The 18,333-nt window shown below is 42.4% G+C and carries 19 protein-coding genes; 12 read left to right on the forward strand and 7 right to left on the reverse strand.

Annotation, left to right across the window (positions count from 1 at the left end; translation table 11 throughout):
* Position 1 precedes the first annotated feature (1 nt).
* Genes ybdJ through MHI44_RS12820 form a run of 3 tightly spaced genes read left to right on the forward strand, consistent with a single transcriptional unit; the run spans position 2 to position 1,978 of the window.
* Positions 2 to 673, forward strand: a complete 672-nt coding sequence (ybdJ, locus tag MHI44_RS12810) for a two-component system response regulator YbdJ (RefSeq protein WP_015252948.1) — start codon at positions 2 to 4, stop codon at positions 671 to 673.
* Complete coding sequence (gene ybdK, locus MHI44_RS12815) at positions 670 to 1,656, forward strand: two-component system sensor histidine kinase YbdK (protein ID WP_339202035.1); 987 nt, start codon at positions 670 to 672, stop codon at positions 1,654 to 1,656. The genes ybdJ and ybdK overlap by 4 nt, the downstream gene beginning before the upstream one ends.
* 58 nt (positions 1,657 to 1,714) lie before the next feature.
* Positions 1,715 to 1,978: a hypothetical protein gene (locus MHI44_RS12820; RefSeq protein ID WP_339202038.1), complete on the forward strand. Its 264-nt coding sequence runs from the start codon at positions 1,715 to 1,717 to the stop codon at positions 1,976 to 1,978.
* Here MHI44_RS12820 and MHI44_RS12825 read toward each other — a convergent pair.
* Entirely contained in the window at positions 1,963 to 2,733 is a 771-nt protein-coding gene (locus MHI44_RS12825) for a protein kinase (protein ID WP_339202039.1), read from the reverse strand. The two genes, MHI44_RS12820 and MHI44_RS12825, sit on opposite strands and share 16 nt — an antisense overlap.
* A gap of 85 nt (positions 2,734 to 2,818) precedes the next feature.
* Positions 2,819 to 3,676 carry a hypothetical protein gene (locus tag MHI44_RS12830; RefSeq protein ID WP_123374006.1) on the reverse strand — a complete coding sequence of 286 codons (858 nt, stop codon included), beginning with the start codon at positions 3,674 to 3,676 and terminating at the stop codon, positions 2,819 to 2,821.
* 131 nt (positions 3,677 to 3,807) lie between these two features.
* On the opposite strand from MHI44_RS12830, the gene MHI44_RS12835 reads away from it, so the two are divergent.
* From MHI44_RS12835 to MHI44_RS12850, 4 genes are all read left to right on the forward strand, one after another.
* Complete coding sequence (locus tag MHI44_RS12835; RefSeq protein ID WP_339202042.1) at positions 3,808 to 4,992, forward strand: DUF4885 domain-containing protein; 1,185 nt, start codon at positions 3,808 to 3,810, stop codon at positions 4,990 to 4,992.
* Positions 4,993 to 5,309: 317 nt separating this feature from the next.
* Positions 5,310 to 6,698: an amino acid permease gene (locus MHI44_RS12840; RefSeq protein ID WP_015252942.1), complete on the forward strand. Its 1,389-nt coding sequence runs from the start codon at positions 5,310 to 5,312 to the stop codon at positions 6,696 to 6,698.
* Positions 6,699 to 6,809: 111 nt separating this feature from the next.
* Positions 6,810 to 7,058: a sigma-G-dependent sporulation-specific acid-soluble spore protein CsgA gene (gene csgA / locus MHI44_RS12845; RefSeq protein WP_003234887.1), complete on the forward strand. Its 249-nt coding sequence runs from the start codon at positions 6,810 to 6,812 to the stop codon at positions 7,056 to 7,058.
* A 16-nt stretch (positions 7,059 to 7,074) separates the two neighbouring features.
* Complete coding sequence (locus tag MHI44_RS12850) at positions 7,075 to 7,266, forward strand: DUF5370 family protein (protein ID WP_003234886.1); 192 nt, start codon at positions 7,075 to 7,077, stop codon at positions 7,264 to 7,266.
* 26 nt (positions 7,267 to 7,292) lie between these two features.
* On the opposite strand, the gene blaOXA is transcribed toward MHI44_RS12850, so the two are convergent.
* Entirely contained in the window at positions 7,293 to 8,096 is an 804-nt protein-coding gene (gene blaOXA / locus MHI44_RS12855) for a class D beta-lactamase (RefSeq protein WP_198879023.1), read from the reverse strand.
* 172 nt (positions 8,097 to 8,268) lie between these two features.
* On the opposite strand from blaOXA, the gene cypC reads away from it, so the two are divergent.
* Positions 8,269 to 9,522 carry a fatty-acid peroxygenase gene (gene cypC / locus MHI44_RS12860; RefSeq protein WP_339202046.1) on the forward strand — a complete coding sequence of 418 codons (1,254 nt, stop codon included), beginning with the start codon at positions 8,269 to 8,271 and terminating at the stop codon, positions 9,520 to 9,522.
* 40 nt (positions 9,523 to 9,562) lie between these two features.
* On the opposite strand, the gene MHI44_RS12865 is transcribed toward cypC, so the two are convergent.
* Positions 9,563 to 9,823: a hypothetical protein gene (locus MHI44_RS12865; protein ID WP_003234883.1), complete on the reverse strand. Its 261-nt coding sequence runs from the start codon at positions 9,821 to 9,823 to the stop codon at positions 9,563 to 9,565.
* A gap of 267 nt (positions 9,824 to 10,090) precedes the next feature.
* Here MHI44_RS12865 and MHI44_RS12870 point away from each other — a divergent pair, with 267 nt between their 5' ends.
* The gene (locus tag MHI44_RS12870) at positions 10,091 to 11,710 is read left to right on the forward strand and encodes an APC family permease (protein ID WP_003246447.1); all 1,620 of its coding nucleotides are present in this window, start codon (positions 10,091 to 10,093) and stop codon (positions 11,708 to 11,710) included.
* Between the two features lie 45 nt (positions 11,711 to 11,755).
* Here MHI44_RS12870 and MHI44_RS12875 read toward each other — a convergent pair whose 3' ends face one another.
* Both MHI44_RS12875 and glpT read right to left on the reverse strand, forming a co-directional pair.
* The gene (locus tag MHI44_RS12875; RefSeq protein WP_339202049.1) at positions 11,756 to 12,637 is read right to left on the reverse strand and encodes a glycerophosphodiester phosphodiesterase; all 882 of its coding nucleotides are present in this window, start codon (positions 12,635 to 12,637) and stop codon (positions 11,756 to 11,758) included.
* 98 nt (positions 12,638 to 12,735) lie between these two features.
* On the reverse strand, positions 12,736 to 14,070 hold the full coding sequence (glpT, locus tag MHI44_RS12880) for a glycerol-3-phosphate transporter (RefSeq protein WP_003246460.1): 1,335 nt from the start codon (positions 14,068 to 14,070) through the stop codon (positions 12,736 to 12,738).
* A gap of 295 nt (positions 14,071 to 14,365) precedes the next feature.
* On the opposite strand from glpT, the gene MHI44_RS12885 reads away from it, so the two are divergent.
* The 3 genes from MHI44_RS12885 (at position 14,366) to MHI44_RS12895 (ending at position 16,870) form a co-directional block, all read left to right on the forward strand.
* Positions 14,366 to 14,614, forward strand: a complete 249-nt coding sequence (locus MHI44_RS12885) for a YbeF family protein (protein ID WP_335451266.1) — start codon at positions 14,366 to 14,368, stop codon at positions 14,612 to 14,614.
* Positions 14,615 to 14,705: 91 nt separating this feature from the next.
* Positions 14,706 to 15,623 (forward strand): helix-turn-helix domain-containing GNAT family N-acetyltransferase, encoded by a 918-nt coding sequence (locus MHI44_RS12890; RefSeq protein WP_339202054.1) that lies wholly within the window; start codon positions 14,706 to 14,708, stop codon positions 15,621 to 15,623.
* Positions 15,620 to 16,870 carry an MFS transporter gene (locus tag MHI44_RS12895; protein ID WP_133953793.1) on the forward strand — a complete coding sequence of 417 codons (1,251 nt, stop codon included), beginning with the start codon at positions 15,620 to 15,622 and terminating at the stop codon, positions 16,868 to 16,870. The genes MHI44_RS12890 and MHI44_RS12895 overlap by 4 nt, the downstream gene beginning before the upstream one ends.
* A 512-nt stretch (positions 16,871 to 17,382) precedes the next feature.
* On the opposite strand, the gene MHI44_RS12900 is transcribed toward MHI44_RS12895, so the two are convergent.
* Positions 17,383 to 18,294, reverse strand: coding sequence for a hypothetical protein (locus MHI44_RS12900; protein ID WP_268555797.1), 912 nt, complete (start codon positions 18,292 to 18,294; stop codon positions 17,383 to 17,385).
* Between the last annotated feature and the right edge of the window lie 39 nt (positions 18,295 to 18,333).

Genomic DNA, 18,333 nt, shown 5'->3' on the forward strand with positions numbered 1-18,333 from the left:
GATGAAGGGTTATCATATTTTAATCGTTGAAGACGATGTGATGATTGGTGAATTGCTGCAAAAGATTTTGCAGCGTGAGGGATATCGTGTGATATGGAAAACAGATGGAGCGGATGTGCTTTCGGTGATTCAGAAGGTGGACTTGGTCATTATGGATGTGATGCTGCCGGGTGAAGACGGGTATCAAATGTCTGCAAAAATCAAAGAGCTGGGGCTGGGCATTCCGGTTATTTTTCTCTCGGCCCGCAATGACATGGACAGCAAGCTTCAAGGTTTGCAGATCGGCGAGGATTATATGGTAAAGCCCTTTGATCCGAGAGAGCTGCTATTAAGAATGCGGAATATGCTTGAGCATCATTATGGCACCTTTACGCAAATCAAACATTTGTATATTGATGCGGTAACGAAAAAAGTGTTCAATGAAAGCCTGCATGATGAGGTATTGTTTACTGCGATTGAGCGGAAAATTTTCTTTTATTTATATGAAAATAGAGACAGTATCCTGACAAAGGAACATTTCTTTGAATATCTATGGCAGCTCGAAGATAGAAACCCGAATATTGTCAATGTGCATATTAAAAAAATCAGAGCTAAAATCAATGATCAAGCGGGTGAGATGATTGAAAATATATATGGAGAAGGGTATCGGCTGAATACCGTTGTGAAGAAATGAAGCTCAAGACAAAATATCAGTTGTTATTGTTTACGGCAGTCATTAGTGTTCCGATGCTATTGCTGGCGGTCAGTGTTTTGATGTCGGTGATTTATGACAGCATGTTTAAACCGATGAATCATGGTATGCCCTTTCACAGGTCGTTTGCGTACCCGGCAATGATCGTTGTATTTTTGATATCACTCTTATTGTTAGCTTTTTTATTTTCAAAGTCGATTCATTCTCTGTTGCATAAAATCAATCTATTAAATCAAACCATTCGGCATTTGGCGAGTGATCAAAGGGTGCCCGATAAAATTGAAGTGAAGCGTGCTGATGAAATCGGGGAACTGATCAAGTCGGTCAATTTGTTAATTGAACGGACGACATTTCGTGAACTGGAGCTGAGACAGCAGGAGGAAATCAAAAAGGAGCTTTTGCAAAAACTGCGGCATGACATTAATACACCTTTAACCGCTCTCAGGCTGCAGTTATTTTATTTGGAAGATCAATGTCATGGTCAGGCTGTATTCGAATCATTGTATCAGCAAATCGAATATATCTCGGAATTAACCAATGAATTCAATCTATATTCCGCTGAGACGCTGGAAAGCTCTTATATTGTAAATGAAGAAGTGCGTCTAAACGAGCTATTAGAAACAGCGGTGAAAAAGTGGGATTATTTATACAGTATGAGTGGGATTGAGCTGCACTATAAGCCGGCAGATCAAGATGTGATATGGATGAGCAACGCGTTATGGATGCAAAGGCTGTTTGATAATATTTTTCAAAATACGTTAAAGCATTCAAAAGCTGAAAAGATGGAAGTCACGATTGAACATGACAATGTTTTTATTCGTGATGACGGTATTGGATTTGATCGGAATGAGGGCAGTGAGGGACTTGGGTTAAAGATTATTGAGGATACATGCAGGCTGCTTGCGATTACTTATGAGCTGCATACAAATGATAACGGAACGGGGTTCTTGTTTTCAAAAGAATGACCCCGCTGATGTTTTTCTTTCTCCTATAAAATTTATATAATAGGGAGAAAGAAATGGGGTGAACATCATATGTTTAAAAAAATCATCAAAACGATTAAGTACCTCTCAAGCAGTTCTAGTGACCGATATCGCAGACATCGGCATTACAGCAGCAGCCGGCGCAGACATTATCGCAGCTACAGCAGCAGCTCAGGCAAAAGTAGACACTACGACCGTTATGGCGGCAGTCATCGTTACAAACGCCGGAGCTACAGCAGCAGTTAATCCAAAAAAAGTTCTTGTTCCGCTTTTGGGACAAGGGTTTTTTTATGTGACCGATTGAATGGCCCGGTTTAGATCCTCGCGAATGGAAGCGGTGTGCTGATACTCTTCCTCAATGCCCAATAATCTTTTCAGCAGCAGGGTTACTTCCTTTGTCAGTGTTAATTCCTCCAGCCAAGTGCCGTTTTTCTTCTTTTTTCCTTTATATTGAGAGTACAGCAGGAATAACAGTGTTTCTCCGAGATCGAAGAAGTCATCCTGTTTTCGTACCTTTATTTCCTCCATTTCTTCAAAAGTCAATTGTTTGGCAAGGCCGAAATCGATGAGGCAGAGCCTGCCGTCATTGATGATGATATTAGGCGTTCTGATGTCGCTGTGAAAGATTAGGCGATCATGCAGGTATTCTATAATCTCAAGCAGCTGCGAAATCAGTTGTAACGCCATAAGCTCTGTGAACGGCTGTTTTCGAAAAAATAATAATTCTTCTATATTCTCTCCCTCGATGAACTGCATGACATAATAAGCCTGTCCGTCTATGATGAACTTATCTATGAAGCCCGGAATTTGCGGGTGGTGAATGCTTTTGAGCAGTTTTATTTCCTGCTGGAATCGGACTGTCTCTTTTTCCTTTTTGGCTTTTGTCGGCCGAAGCTGTTTTAAGACATAAGGTGTTTGAGTTAGGATATCGGTGCACAAATAAACCAAACCGTAGCCTCCCATACCGAGGCACTCTTCGATTTTGTATTGATGATTTAAGATAACGCCGTTCTTTAGAGGGCGGTCAAAAAGCAGTTTTTTTAGAAGTTTTAATGCCATGTCTGCACTTCCCTTGGTTGTACTGACTATAGTTTACCTTCTAGACGGAGAATAAAAAAGAGCCGGATAACCGGCTCGGTATAAGTTAAAACTGCTTTGTCACGTCGTATTCATAATCTATTTTTGCTTTTACGTTGCTCATCGTCGATCTGGCTGTCGCTAATGTATTATATTTAAAACTCCATACCTTTGCCACACTGAGTTGATCTGACAAAGAGATATCATAAGACCCTGAAGTCGAGCTGTTTACAAGAGCACGGCGCCATTCGTTGTTTTCGCTTGTCATGATCAGATGGCGTGTATTTCCCTGGCTTGGTGTTTGAGTGGCGGTTGTTTGAACTCTGGTTACAATGGCATCACGCGGTATCCCGGATTGGTTTGTTAAATCTACCTTGATTACGCTGGAGTCAGAACCTGAGGGGCTAAGGCTTGTATTTCCTTTATTTTCAGCAACGCCGCTGAATTGGAACGTTCCGCTGCCCGATTTGATTCGGTCTTCAATTGAAAGTGTAAAATACATGTTTCCGGTATAGGTGCCTCGTGACACTTTCACATAAAAGGTATCCGTCGTGTTTTGGGCGTCTGCATTTGCATAAATAAAAGAAGAAAACGTATTAGGGTTAATGACTTCTGTCCCTTGAGAAACAGGTATTCTATTCTTATCATAAATTTCAATTTTCATCCCTGTATACGCGCTCTGGTATGTACTCCTCACGTATACTTTTTCTCCCTTATTAGCCGTAAAAGTGAAATAGGCTTCATCTTGTCCAGCTTCCAGTATTGTTGTATCGATATTTTTATATTTCCAATAACCGATCGGCATTGCGGTATCAAATGAATTGTTTCCTGTGATAGCAGTGACTCCGACAGCTGATGCCGAATACGTAAAGGTGAATAAGACAGACAGCATAACAGCGAATGGAATAAGCCATTTTTTCACCATGCAAACAACCTCCTTTTATTTCCATCATACATAATAACGATTTAGGTGTAAATAAATGTTTTTTTAGGTTAATATATACATTATCTTTGCCGATAAAAAAGAATAAGAGAGAATACTCGGGAGGGAATTCAATGCGTCTGAATCGGCAATTTATCCGCACTCAGCTGATGGCACAGAACATATTGAGCAAGAATGCGCTTGCCAAACGGGAGAATGCGACTGAAAATCCAGCGGCAGTTCTGGAAAAGGCATACAGCAGGCTTAAGTCACAATCTTCAACTGGGGGAATCAATCAGTTCAATTATTCTAAAACCGGCGTGTCGGGAAACAGCGGGACGTTCAGCAAAGTGTATCAATCAGCGAATGATCGAACAGTGACAGACACAGGGGAAGAAACAGTGATTCAATCCCAAAACCCCTATGAATCTGAGAGTGATATCAGAATCAAAATACTAGATGAAAAATACAGCAGGATGAATGCGATTAATAAAACAAAGTCTGATCCATTAGGCTATATTAAGGATAAGTACCAAAATTCAAAGTCTCCTTATTTCAGAAGTGATCTGTCAGCTGCAGAAAGACAGGCCGCTTACGATAATGAAACAGAATGGTTATTCAAAGGGAAGGCGCAAAACTATAACCTCCAGGATGCTGCGTTTCGGAATGTCACATTTCATGGGGAAGTGGAAGCTGAGAATGAAAAGGTGTATCAGCGGGGACAGGTTAACCAGCAGCTGCAAGTGCTGTTGAATCGGAACCATATTCACATTCCGGAGGGGACGGAGCTGACGTTTACAATCACACCGATTGACTATCAGGTGCGGGTAAGCGGGTCAGACGATCAGGCACTGATTAAGCAGATTGAGCAAGTGCTGCAATCTGGGGACAACAGCAAAGAGCTATTTTTGCATATTATGAAAAGCCAGAGTCCTGATTCAGCACAATTTTCCGAAGAGGCATATCAAAAGTATCAGGCTGCTCGTGAGATGTACGAAGTTACAGGCTACCATTTGAAGGATTTAGAAGTCATTGATGGACGGTACGTCACGCCTGATGGACGTGATTTAATAGATGTATATAGGGAAGAGCTTGAAAAAGATCCAGCGCAGAAGCAAACGGCTTCTTATGCTATATCTTACTATCGTTCAGAGCTCAGTAAAATCGCGGAAGCCGGGTATAATGCCATTCCGGAATTCATCCTATCAATTGATTACAGCAATGGATCTCTGAGAGATGTGGGACAAAGCAAGAGCTATGGGACCGGAGATACCGGGTGGCTTGAAGCATTAAAGCGTCAAACGGGTGTGAATTATTAGGTAAGCTGTTCATGTAGAACAGCTTATTTTTTATGAGAATATAAGGGGTGTATTAATTTAAATATTCAAATAATTTTATTATTTTTATATAAAAGATTTTAAAAGAAGTGAACGATTCAAAACTCTGAACAAAGGTGTTTACCTGAAAAAAACAATTGTATTTTCCAGAGAAATTTATTATGATGAAATAAGTAATTTAGGAGATTATATAACAATTTTAAGTTTGAATTTTCTGATTGTTATCACTGATTCATGTGAAGGCAAGCAGGTCTGCTGTTTTCTCATTTATGAGTATTTTGTTAGGAGGAGGAAGAGGAGTGGCAAATAAAGAATTAAAGAGGGGCCTGGGCGCGCGCCATATTCAGATGATCGCCTTGGGCGGTACAATCGGTGTTGGCTTGTTTATGGGTTCTGCCAGCACGATTTCATGGACTGGCCCATCTGTCCTTCTGGCTTATGCAATATGCGGAATTTTTATCTTTTTTATTATGCGTGCGATGGGTGAAATGCTGTATGTCGAGCCGAGCACAGGTTCTTTTGCGACGTTCGGCCATCAATATATTCATCCGATGGCAGGTTATATAACAGCATGGAGCAACTGGTTCCAGTGGATTATCGTCGGCATGTCAGAAATTATCGCTGTCGGTTCTTATATGAAGTATTGGTTCCCGGATTTGCCTGCTTGGATACCTGGTATCGTGGCAATGGTGATTCTTGGTGCGGCGAATTTAATTTCTGTTAAGTCGTTTGGGGAATTTGAGTTTTGGTTTGCGATGATTAAAATCGTGACGATTATCTTGATGATTATTGCGGGAATCGGAATTATTTTCTTCGGTTTTGGCAATGGCGGAGATGCGATCGGTTTGTCGAACTTGTGGTCTCACGGGGGCTTCTTTGCAGGAGGTTTCTCAGGTTTCTTCTTTGCACTGTCTCTTGTCATTGCGGCCTATCAAGGAGTTGAGCTGATCGGGATTACAGCGGGTGAAGCAAAGGATCCGCAAAACACGCTAAGAAATGCGATTCAAAGTATTATCTGGCGTATTTTGATTTTCTACATTGGCGCTATTTTTGTGATCGTGACGGTGTATCCTTGGGATGAGCTCAACTCACTCGGAAGTCCGTTTGTGTCTACGTTCTCGAAAATCGGGATTACGGCAGCGGCCGGCATTATTAACTTTGTCGTGATTACTGCGGCAATGTCCGGCTGTAACAGCGGTATTTTCAGCGCGGGCCGCATGCTGTATACACTGGGTGTCAATGGACAAGCACCGAAATTCTTTAAGAAGATTTCACGCAATGGTGTGCCGCTGTATGGCACAATTGCGGTGCTGATCGGTTTGGCTGTCGGTGTTGTACTGAACTATATCGCGCCGCCGAAGATCTTTGTCTATGTATACAGCGCAAGCGTGCTCCCAGGGATGATTCCTTGGTTTATCATTTTGATCAGCCATATCGGATTCAGAAAAGCGAAGGGTGCTGCATTAGATAAACATCCATTCAAAATGCCGTTTGCTCCTTTTACTAACTATTTGACGATTGCTTTCTTGCTGATGGTTCTGGTTGGCATGTGGTTTAACGATGATACTCGTATCTCTCTGATTGTAGGCGTAATTTTCTTAGCGCTTGTGGTCATTAGTTATTATGTGTTTGGGATTGGCAAACGCACGCAGGCCAATTTGACAAAAAGCGAACAAGCAGCTGAATAACGATAAAAAAGAGACATTCACGGATGTCTCTTTTTTTATTTTTCGCGTATGGATTTTCCCTATTTTAGCAAGCTATAGGGTAAAGATAGCAGAAGGAAAGGTGTTCATGAAATGGATGTTACACTCGGTTATTTGCGCGAATCACTTTCGAATCATCTAGAAAATGAAGTCTGCCAGCGTATTTGCAAGAAGATGCTGGCGAAGCGTTATGCAAATGAAGAGGAATTTGTAAAAGACTTAGATGATAATGAAATGTCTTTTTTGAACCATGTATTAGAAAAAGAAATTAAGTATGCCCAGAATGAACAGGATCAAAAACGGGCCAAGGAATTAAACGAGGTGTATGAATTACTGCTTTGAGAAAGGCGGGTAAGAAATGGGAGCAATTGAACGAAGCGGATATACATTTCAGCCGGAGTTTAGCGTTGTCCGTCAAAACGGAGCCATCCATGTGTACCATCAAGGAGAGTTTGTGGAAGAAATCGAATTTGAATTTAACGGGGAATATCCCGATCATGATTTGATTGAAGAGCTTGTGAATCATTATTGTTTTGAGCATGAGATTTAGAGCCCTGCCGTGCAGGGCTCTTTTATTTAGGATGTGATCAGGCCATACTTTTTCAGGATATCCACGGTGATGTTTTTGGCTTTTGTGCCGGAATCATCGACATTGGTGACAAAGACATAAGAGCCATGCTCTGTTTTGATGAATCCGACAAACCATCCTAATCCCATATCAGTCAGGCGGGTTCCGGTTTTCCCGTAGAGTGTGTAATGATCGCCTTCCTCTTGAATCATCATGCGCTTGACGGTTTTCATCACCGGTTTGTCAAATGGAAGCTCCTCTTTAAATAGTTTCTCCAAAAAGGTTTCTTGTTCCAGCGGAGATATTGTGAGCGAGCTTTGCAGCCAAAACTGGTCAATTCCCCCGCTGATATCCTTGTTGCCGTAAGATAGTGTATGAAGCCATGTTTTCATTCTTTCCTCGCCGATATCTCTCGCTAATTCCTGATAATACCAGATTGCGGATTCGCGCATGGCCGAGCCAAGCGTATGGTCGCGATTCCATGATTCGAATTCACGCTTGACCCCGTCCCATCGTTTAACATCGTATTCATCTCTTACAGCTTTGACCTGCAAACCGATTAAAGCGTTCACGACTTTAAAGGTGGATTGCGGAGTTTGTCTTTGATTTGCCCGTTTTCTGTTATAGACAAATGTCTGCTCCTTTTGTAAATCGTGAAGAATGAAGGTTCCATCCGTATCCTTGAATTCATCATCGACATTCATTCTGCTGACATTCAAGTGTTTTTCATGAGCAGATGACGCTGCGTGGACGGAGAAGCCGCCGATTCCTGCAATACTCAGCACAAGCACAACATATATCCATTTTTTCATTTTGTTCTCCCCTTTGTTTTGATTAACTACCTTTTCTCTCTTTCGTTTGTTCTTCCTTTAAAAAATAATCAAAAAGCGCTTAAATTTGGTTTTGCAAACAAATACTGTTACTGGGTTTATAGTCGGAAGATAACGTGAAAATAGAGGGTAAAAAGGAAGGCAGGGTAAGCGGATGAATGAGCAGATTCCACATGACAAAAGTCTCGATAACAGTCTGACACTGCTGAAGGAAGGGTATTTATTTATTAAAAACAGAACAGAGCGCTACAATTCAGATCTGTTTCAGGCCCGTTTGTTGGGAAAAAACTTTATTTGCATGACTGGCGCTGAGGCGGCGAAGGTGTTTTATGATACGGATCGATTCCAGCGGCAGAACGCTTTGCCTAAGCGGGTGCAGAAATCGCTGTTTGGTGTTAATGCGATTCAGGGAATGGATGGCAGCGCGCATATCCATCGGAAGATGCTTTTTCTGTCATTGATGACACCGCCGCATCAAAAACGTTTGGCTAAGTTGATGACAGAGGAGTGGAAAGCAGCAGTCACAAGATGGGAGAAGGCAGATGAGGTTGTGTTATTTGAGGAAGCAAAAGAAATCCTGTGCCGGGTAGCGTGCTATTGGGCAGGTGTTCCGTTGAAGGAAACGGAAGTCAAAGAGAGAGCGGATGACTTCATTGACATGGTCGACGCGTTCGGTGCTGTGGGACCGCGGCATTGGAAGGGAAGAAGAGCAAGGCCGCGTGCAGAAGAGTGGATTGAAGTCATGATTGAAGATGCTCGTGCCGGCTTGCTGAAAACGACTCCCGGAACAGCGCTGCATGAAATGGCTTTTCACACACAAGAAGATGGAAGCCAGCTGGATTCCCGCATGGCAGCCATTGAGCTGATTAATGTATTGCGGCCTATTGTCGCCATTTCTTACTTTCTGGTGTTTTCAGCTTTGGCGCTTCATGAGCATCCGAAGTATAAGGAATGGCTGCGGTCTGGAAACAGCCGGGAAAGAGAAATGTTTGTGCAGGAGGTCCGCAGATATTATCCGTTCGGCCCGTTTTTAGGGGCGCTTGTCAAAAAGGATTTTGTATGGAATAACTGTGAGTTTAAGAAGGGCACATCGGTGCTGCTCGATGTATATGGAACGAACCACGACCCTCGTCTATGGGATCACCCCGATGAATTCCGGCCTGAACGATTTGCGGAGCGGGAAGAAAATCCGTTTGATATGATTCCTCAAGGCGGGGGGCACGCCGAAAAAGGCCACCGCTGTCCAGGGGAAGGCATTACAATTGAAGTCATGAAAGCGAGCCTGGATTTCCTCGTCCATCAGATTGAATACGATGTTCCGGAACAATCACTGCATTACAGTCTCGCCAGAATGCCGTCATTGCCTGAAAGCGGCTTCGTAATGAGCGGAATCAGGCGAAAAAGTTAAATTAAAAAGCTCTCTTCCTTTATCGAAGAGAGCTTTTTGATTACTTCTTTTTTTCATCGTAGTATTGGACGGGATACATGGAGCCTTCTGAAACCATTTTGTTGTCCTCGATATCTTGCGGGTCCGGGTGGCCGGCTTTATCAACTGGGAACGTTTCCATGTCGGGCTGTTTTGTTATTTTCATCTTCATGCTGTGAATGAATTCTCTTGCCTTTTGGCGATTTGACGGGTCTTTTAATAGATAAGAAGTGATGCCGACAGTTGAAACAGCGAGACCTGAAAGTAACAGCTTTTGTTTCATGGTGATACTCCTTTCTATTTTAAGAATAGTGTTTCCTGTATCATTCCCGTTTTGGAAATAGCTAAACCTATTGTGTTTTTATCATTGGGGTTCACAGTAAATTCCATTTAAGAAGAAACTAGTGACTTCATTCCTGTATTGGAAGGTAATATACATTGACTTATTATAGTTTCAGTCAAAATTCGATAAATATTGACAAAGTAAAGTAATCAGAATAATAATATAATTAGCAAGAGAATGTCATCATACATGAAAGGTGTTTACGATATGAATCAATTGCATCGAAGAATGGGAACGTTTTCCCTCATGATGGTCGGGCTCGGATCGATGATCGGTTCAGGCTGGCTGTTCGGGGCTTGGCGTGCGGCTCAAATAGCAGGGCCAGCTGCTATTATTTCATGGGTTATTGGAATGGTCGTCATTTTATTTATTGCTCTTTCTTATAGTGAACTAGGTTCTATGTTCCCTGAAGCGGGGGGAATGGTAAAATATACGCAATATTCACACGGTTCGTTTATCGGTTTTATTGCGGGCTGGGCCAACTGGATTGCGATTGTGTCCGTCATTCCGGTTGAAGCGGTGGCCTCCGTTCAATATATGAGTTCTTGGCCTTGGGAATGGGCGAAATGGACAAGCGGTTTGGTGAAGAATGGAACGCTGACTGGGGAAGGACTAGCATTTGCCTCTGTATTGCTTCTCATTTATTTTCTGCTGAACTACTGGACAGTCAATCTATTTTCGAAAGCGAATTCATTAATTACGATTTTTAAAATTATTATTCCGGGTCTTACGATTGGAGCTTTGCTGTTTGTCGGATTCCACGGAGAAAACTTTACTGGCGGTCAAAGCATTGCGCCGAATGGCTGGGCAAGTGTGCTGACGGCGGTTGCCACTTCAGGTATCGTTTTTGCGTTTAATGGTTTCCAAAGCCCGATTAATATGGCGGGTGAAGCAAAAAACCCGGGGAAATCAATCCCGATTGCGGTTGTTGGCTCTCTTTTCGTTGCGACAGTGATTTATGTCCTGCTGCAGATCGCCTTCATTGGAGCTGTGAATCCTTCTGATATTGCTCACGGCTGGAGCCATCTGAATTTTAATTCTCCTTTTGCTGATCTGGCGATTGCGCTGAATATTAACTGGCTAGTTATTGTGTTATATGCGGATGCATTTGTATCACCGTCTGGAACAGGGATTACGTATACGGCGACAACGTCCCGAATGATTTACGGAATGGAAAAAAACAAATATATGCCAAGTATATTCGGGAAGCTTCATCCGATTTACGGCGTTCCGCGACAAGCAATGTTCTTTAACTTGATTGTGTCGTTCATCTTTTTGTTCCTGTTCAGAGGGTGGGGCGTATTAGCGGAAATTATTTCCGTTGCTACGTTAATTTCTTATATCACCGGCCCGATCACAGTCATGACATTGAGACGGACGGGGAAAGACCTGTACAGGCCTCTTCGTTTAAAAGGCTTAAACGTGATTGCGCCGCTTGGATTTATCTTTGCGTCACTAGTGCTGTATTGGGCGCGCTGGCCGTTAACAGGACAGGTTCTGTTTATTATCCTGATCGGTCTTCCGATTTATTTCTATTATCAGGCGAAGGCGAAATGGAAAGGGTTTGGCCGGAACTTTAAAGCCGGCGTCTGGATGGTGTTTTATCTGCTGGCCATGATGGTCATTTCTTATTTGGGCAGTGATAAATTCGGCGGCCTGAATGTCATTCATTATGGCTGGGATATGGTTCTGATTGCGATGGTATCACTTGTATTCTATGTGTGGGCGCTGAAGAGCGGCTACCAGACAGAATACTTAAAGGATGCGAAAGAGATAAATTCTCAGCTGCTTAATGGACAGTCAGAAGCTGCTGCCGGAAAAGAATAAAATATGAAGAAAACCTTGCGATAGTTGTCGCAAGGTTTTTTGCTTTTAATAACTCTTTTTTACTTTGTGGAAAAGATCAGGATAGTTGGTGAACACTCCTGTTACGCCCCAATCAAGGAGGCGATGCATATCTGCTTCATTATTGACTGTGTAAGGGTGAAGCAGGAGGCCGTGGCTGCGGATCATACGGACGTTTTCTTGATTTAACGATTTATAATCCGGGCCCGCACCGACAGCGTATGTTTTGATTTCTTCCAGGGCAGCATCTGTCATTGACGCCATTTGTTTGGCTTCCAGCAATTGAACAGTCGGCAGGTTTGGCTGTAATTGATGGACTTTTACCAGACTTTCTTTGCTGAACGATTGAATGATCACCTGGCCTGGCTTAGAATGTTTCCCCAGTAATTTATGTTTCTGCAAAGAAGCGATCAGTTTTTCTTCCATACCTGGGTAGGTGTCAGGCGATTTTGTTTCAATGTAGTAGTTCGCGTGCTTTCCGAAACGGTCTAATACCTCTTCTAATGTAGGAACTTTAAGGCCGACGTACTGCGGCTTTGCTTTTTCCGGATAGGCTTCATTAAACCAAGAACCGGCGTCAAGCTTCTTAATGTCTGCGAGCGTATGGTCTTTCACCCAGCCCGTTCCGTTTGTGGTACGGTCCAGTTTTTCGTCATGCATGACAATCAATTTCCCGTCTTTTGTCATTTGCAGATCCAATTCAATATAATCAGCTTTCATTTTCTGAGCGGTTTCGTAAGACAGAATCGTGTGCTCAGGCACATATCCAGAAGCCCCTCTGTGCGCGACGGTCAGGATACGGTCAGGTGACAGCAGGTTTCCTTTTGACGCTGCCGACACTGGCGTTACCATAAATGAGAGTAAGCCCAGCGACAGAACAAACAAGGCCAGTATTCTATTTTTTCTCATGATTTCTCCTCCTTATAGATAAGCACTACCTGTCTTTCATATTAAAAAACGGATGTAAACGGCGTGTTGGAAAACTATTAATCTTTTATGTGTCTTTCTTAAACATGCTCTGCCCGTTTTCCTGTATTCCACGTCAAAGCCAAGAAGACGATGGCAAGAATGCAGGAAGAGATCAGCATGATAAAGCCGCCGTTCCAGTTAAAACGGTCAACGACAAAGCCCATAATGGCGTTTGCGAAAGCGGATCCGCCGATGTATCCGAAAAATCCGGTCAAACCGGCTGCAGTTCCGGCTGCTTTTTTCGGTGCTAGATCGATCGCTTGCAGGCCGATCAGCATAACAGGTCCGTAGATTAAGAAGCCAATGCTGATTAAGGCGATATTGTCTACGAGCGGGTTGCCGGCCGGATTCAGCCAGTACACCAATACGGCAATGAAAACACCCGCCATAAACAAAACGCCTGCCGGTGCCCGGCGGCTTTTGAAGAATCGGTCACTGATCCAGCCGCACAAGATCGTTCCCGGTATGCCTGCGTATTCGTAAAGAAAATACGACCAGCGTGAGTCTTCAGGAGAAAAGCCTTTGGCTTCTGTTAAGTAAGTAGGCGCCCAGTCAACCACGCCGTATCGCACGAAATAAACAAATACATTGGCAAAAGCGATGTACCAAAGAAATTTGTTGTTCAGCACATATTGAAAAAGAATTTCTTTTGTTGTTAATTCTTTTTCCTGATTTTTAAAAGCGTGTTTTGGATAGTCATTCCGATACTCTTCAATTGGCGGGAGTCCGCAGGATTGAGGCGTATCACGAACCAATAAAACAATTAAAAATGAAATGATAATGGCGATGATGGCAGGGAAGAAAAACACGCTTTTCCAAGTGACGAACATCGCGATCCCAAGAGTGACAAGCGGAGCAAGAATACCGCCGCCTATGTTATGGGCGACATTCCAGATCGACATTTTTGTGCCGCGTTCACTTATGGAGAACCAATGGGCCATCGTCCTGCCGCATGGCGGCCAGCCCATTCCTTGGAACCATCCGTTGATAAACATAAAAATAAACATGATGGTGACGCTCGAAGTCACCCAAGGCATTGAAACGAATAGAATATTAACGATTGCTGATAAAAATAGGCCTGTCGCCAGAAAATATCTCGGATTACAGCGGTCAGACACCATTCCCATGATGAATTTGCTGAAGCCGTACGCAATGGACACAGCGGCCAGCACCAAACCCAGTTCTGTTTTCGAAAATCCCTGTTCCTGCAGATAAGGAATGGCAAAGGCAAAGTTTTTCCGCAGCAGGTAGTAGCCTGCGTAGCCAATGAAAATACCAATGAATACTTGCAGCCTGAGCCGTTTGTATGCCGCATCCATCTTTGAATCATCCAGTCTCTCAATATGAGGAGCCGGTTTAAATATATTAAGCATTAATAATTATCCCCCTTTGCTGTTTGTGCTGGATGTGTGGCGTGCCTCCTTTCCCGAAAAACAAAAAGAGCCAGAAAACACCCCTTGTCAAAAGGGGTTGGATTCCTGGCTCTCCTCATCTCCATCCAAGCTATTAACTTATCATGATAGCGCTTTCTTAAATTATCATAGTCCGGAGCGAATGTAAACGGGTAATTTTCAAATTGGGCCTTAGGGAAGTAAATATTATCCTTTTACTAAATGCAATTATATTTTTTACTAGTAATATAAAAATCTGGAGGGAGGCTGTTTAAAGGTGGATGAATTAGATATCGCATTCTTTATTTTACCGTTAGGAATTATGCTGCTATCGATTGTCGGGACCTGTATTTGTAAAAACCCGTATCTGATGCCAATGCTTAGTTTGGTGATTTCTCTTGTGCTCACCTTTACCATTTTTAATGAATCATTTTTGGGATGGGCTGTTGTCTATAGCTTGGTTTCTCTGGCTTTATCCTATATCACATTGATTGTGGTAAAGAAAAGGAAGGAATCAGGAAATTAAAAAGACCTCACTTTCTGACATATCGTTGACTAAAGCAACTATATGTGATTATAATTGCCTTAGTCAACAATATTAGAAAGTGGGGATTGATTTGAAAACAAGAGAATCATCTGTCGGGTTAAAATTCAGAAAGTTCAATCGATTCTATACAAACGTCCTTGGTTTCCTTAATGAGCACATTTACGACAGCCCGTTTTCCTTAACAGAAACACGGATTTTATTTGAGATTTATAATACGCCTAATTGTACGGCAAAAGCTCTTCAGGATAAGCTGGGGCTTGACCGGGGATATGTCAGCAGGATTGTGAAGCAGTTTGAAAAAGAAGATTTGATTTATAAACAGAGGAGCAAAGATGACGCCCGCCACCATTACATTTTTGTCACAGAAACAGGAAAAACGATTTATAAAAAGCTGGAGGAGAAAGCCAACGAACAAGTAGAACTGATGCTGAAGGAAATCAACCAAAAGGAGCAGCACAGGCTTGCCGAGGCGATGGCAGAGATTGAAGCGATCCTTTCACAGTCGCTTTCTGCCAGAACATCAGAGATATCGATTAGAGATTATTTTCTTTCGGAGGATCTTCAACTCCTTATTGAGAAACAAAGGCAATTTTACGCGGAGGCTCACGGTTGGGATGACACGTTTTTAGCTTATCTTCAGGAGACATTTGACGCTGACATCGAAAAAATATGGATTGCAGAAAGCGGCGGGAAATTTGCCGGCTCTGTCGGGTTGGTCAAGCACGATGAAAAGACAGTCCAGCTCAGATGGTTTCTTGTTGATGCGGATTTTCGGGGCAGGGGGCTCGGCACGCAATTGCTGGAGCATCTGGTTGCATACTGCCAAGACATGAAGTTTGACCGCATTTTCCTTTGGACGGTGAGCACCATGGCTGAGGCTCGTCCGCTCTATGAAAAATTTGGATTCAGCATAAGTGAAGTAAAACAAGAAGCGCCATTATGGGGACAGCAGCTGACAGAAGAACGGTGGGATTTGGAGCTGTCATGAAAAGACTGCATTATGCGTGGATCATCGTCTCCGTCACCTTCTTGATCTTATTGGCGGTTCAGGGGGTGCGGCTGTCGTTTGGTGCGTTTGTGGAGCCGTGGGAACGGCAATTTTCAATGGATAGAAGCACCATCTCGCTGATTTCGACGATGAGTTTTATTGTTTATGGCATATCACAGCCTGTGATCGGTCGGCTTGTGGACAAATGGGGTGCCCGGGCTGTTTTGGCATGGAGTGCGTTACTGACAGGAGTCAGCATTTTCTTAACATACCTAGTGACTTCGCCTTGGCAGCTGTTTCTGCTTTATGGGCTGGGTGTCTCGCTTGGAGTGGGCGGAGCATCGAATGTGGCGGCAAGTGTATTGGTCGTCAATTGGTTCAGCAAAAAGCGGGGACTAGCCTTTGGGATCATGGAAGCAGGCTTTGGCGCGGGGCAAATGCTTCTCGTTCCCGGCTCACTCATGTTGATCCATTGGTTTAGCTGGAAGCTGACGGTTGTGGTGTTGGGACTGCTGTTAATCGTGATTGTCTTTCCGGCTGCGCTGCTGATGCTGCGGAACAATCCTTCAGAAAAGAATACAGAGCCGATAGGCGGACTGGCTGCATCAGAAAAAGAAACAGCACCCAAAACAACAGCTCTTTCAGTGGCCGGGATGTTTCGTATGAGGCAATTCTGGTTCTTGATTTTTCCGTTTTTGATCTGTGGATTTACGACCGTGGGGCTGATGGATACCCATTTGATTCCGTTTTCTCATGATCATGGCTTTTCAACGACAGTCACGAGTGCTGCTGTCAGTCTGCTGGCAGGCTTTAATATTGCTGGCATCTTGCTGTCCGGAATTGTAGCGGACCGGTGGAGCAGCCGGAAAATCCTGTGCTTTTTATATGCGGTGCGGGCGCTGTCGATCGTGATTCTTATTTACAGCCACGAGCCCTACTTGCTTTTAGCCTTTGCGATTCTGTTTGGATTAGTGGACTTTGCAACGGTAGCACCGACTCAAATGCTCGCCACCCAGTACTTTCAAAACTACTCGATCGGCCTCATGATTGGCTGGCTGTCACTCGCCCATCAGATCGGATCGGCACTAGGTGCGTATGTGCCCGGCGTCATCTACACGGTAACGGGTGAGTATACACTGGCTTTTTATTTGTCGATTGGAATGCTCGTGCTTGCAAGCGTAATGAATGTGATGCTGAGGGAGCCAGCGGCGGTTACGCGTGACAGTGCGGCTGTGGTAGAGAAGTGATGAGAGCAGAGGATAAGCATCTCTGATTTGGGATTATTCAGAGATGCTTTTTTTGTATTTTTGTTCTAATACGAAGTCGATCATACCGACTATGCGGGCGTTTTCGGATTTTTGTTTGAAGCGTTCAGAAATTTGAACTTTTCTTGAAAATGGGGAAACAATAAAAACCCAAAAAAGGCCGATCAAGGCAAAAAACATTTGTACAGCTAATTCTATTAATTCATTAAAACGAGTGCTGAAAAAATAGAAGTATAACGTTATTAATGTCACAGTACATACGATTTTGGAAAGTGTGTTTGAATATAAGCTGTGGTTCACTAAAGAATACCTTTAATTGATTCAGCATGATTAAATCATATTTGTTTAGGAAAATAAGAAGTTCTTTATCATCTTTTTATGTTCTAAAATAAAGTTGCTGTTTCTGTTTCTTTATATGTATGGTGGTCTACATTCAATATATACATCTCTTAAAGTATAAAAATTGAGTATTTCTTAGTAAGGATGAAACAAAACTACATGATTTTTTTGTTATATCTTTCAGTTAGAATAAAATCTATAACTCCTCTCATTCGCAAATATTCGGCTCTCTGTGCAAAGTGCAGAACAGTATGTAATTGTCCTTTTCTAGATATATTTAAAAGCTTTATCAAATCAATAAGGATTTTCAAGAAAATAATTAATAATAGAAAGATAAAAATGTGTGGTATGTCAATGTAATTGATTTGTCCTGAAAATAAAGAAGTTGCATAGACAACAATAATACTTCCGCAAAACATCAAACTCATATAATGTGGAAGGGAAAATGGACGAGTTGAAAAATATGCTTTTAATTGGCTTAGCATAGCATTATCTCTTGTATCTAAGTAGCCCAAAAGCTCTTTATCATTTTTACTAATTGTAAGAACATGATTCAATACAGCACTAAAATTCATTGAATCTTCATTATCAGAGGCAGTATGTTTATTAGCCTGTATGTTTTGTTGATCCATTTTATATTTTTTATAAAGTATTGCATTAATTAACTTGTTTTTCTCATAGAATTCAGATCGTTGATTAAGGGATGCTTTTCCTTTGTTTTCATTTCCTTTTTTTATGATTTTAGTATAAGTCATAAAAATACAAATGACTGTAAAAATAGAAAACACTGCAGGTGAAATATCTGAAAGAATAGTATTGGTGAAGACTTCTTTTGCTTGGATGAAAAGGAAAGAAGCTAAAGTCATAGATATAAACATGCATAAAACTGCTACTTTCACAAGAAACTGAAGCGGAAGAGAAGGTTCCGAATAATAGTGCTTCAACTGGTTGAGTGTCAGAGAATCTTGGCGAAAAAGATAATCTATTATCTCCTGCTGATTTTGCATCTGATTGATATCATGAGCGATGTTTTTTGTTTTTTCAAAAACTATTTGATCATTTTTCATTTTTGATAAACCTCCAAAAGACGATAGATAAACTAAAAA

The sequence above is a fragment of the Bacillus sp. FSL K6-1366 genome (assembly GCF_037976695.1).
GTDB classification, from domain to species: Bacteria; Bacillota; Bacilli; order Bacillales; family Bacillaceae; genus Bacillus; species Bacillus subtilis.

Bases quoted from the DNA above. Each gene is read 5' to 3' on its own strand.
- ybdJ (WP_015252948.1), top strand. From the start codon at position 2: ATGAAGGGTTATCATATTTTAATCGTTGAAGACGATGTGATGATTGGT.
- ybdK (WP_339202035.1), top strand. From the start codon at position 670: ATGAAGCTCAAGACAAAATATCAGTTGTTATTGTTTACGGCAGTCATT.
- MHI44_RS12825 (WP_339202039.1), bottom strand. From the start codon at position 2,733: ATGGCATTAAAACTTCTAAAAAAACTGCTTTTTGACCGCCCTCTAAAG.
- MHI44_RS12830 (WP_123374006.1), bottom strand. From the start codon at position 3,676: ATGGTGAAAAAATGGCTTATTCCATTCGCTGTTATGCTGTCTGTCTTA.
- MHI44_RS12835 (WP_339202042.1), top strand. From the start codon at position 3,808: ATGCGTCTGAATCGGCAATTTATCCGCACTCAGCTGATGGCACAGAAC.
- csgA (WP_003234887.1), top strand. From the start codon at position 6,810: ATGGATGTTACACTCGGTTATTTGCGCGAATCACTTTCGAATCATCTA.
- MHI44_RS12850 (WP_003234886.1), top strand. From the start codon at position 7,075: ATGGGAGCAATTGAACGAAGCGGATATACATTTCAGCCGGAGTTTAGC.
- blaOXA (WP_198879023.1), bottom strand. From the start codon at position 8,096: ATGAAAAAATGGATATATGTTGTGCTTGTGCTGAGTATTGCAGGAATC.
- cypC (WP_339202046.1), top strand. From the start codon at position 8,269: ATGAATGAGCAGATTCCACATGACAAAAGTCTCGATAACAGTCTGACA.
- MHI44_RS12865 (WP_003234883.1), bottom strand. From the start codon at position 9,823: ATGAAACAAAAGCTGTTACTTTCAGGTCTCGCTGTTTCAACTGTCGGC.
- MHI44_RS12870 (WP_003246447.1), top strand. From the start codon at position 10,091: ATGAATCAATTGCATCGAAGAATGGGAACGTTTTCCCTCATGATGGTC.
- MHI44_RS12875 (WP_339202049.1), bottom strand. From the start codon at position 12,637: ATGAGAAAAAATAGAATACTGGCCTTGTTTGTTCTGTCGCTGGGCTTA.
- glpT (WP_003246460.1), bottom strand. From the start codon at position 14,070: ATGCTTAATATATTTAAACCGGCTCCTCATATTGAGAGACTGGATGAT.
- MHI44_RS12895 (WP_133953793.1), top strand. From the start codon at position 15,620: ATGAAAAGACTGCATTATGCGTGGATCATCGTCTCCGTCACCTTCTTG.
- MHI44_RS12900 (WP_268555797.1), bottom strand. From the start codon at position 18,294: ATGAAAAATGATCAAATAGTTTTTGAAAAAACAAAAAACATCGCTCAT.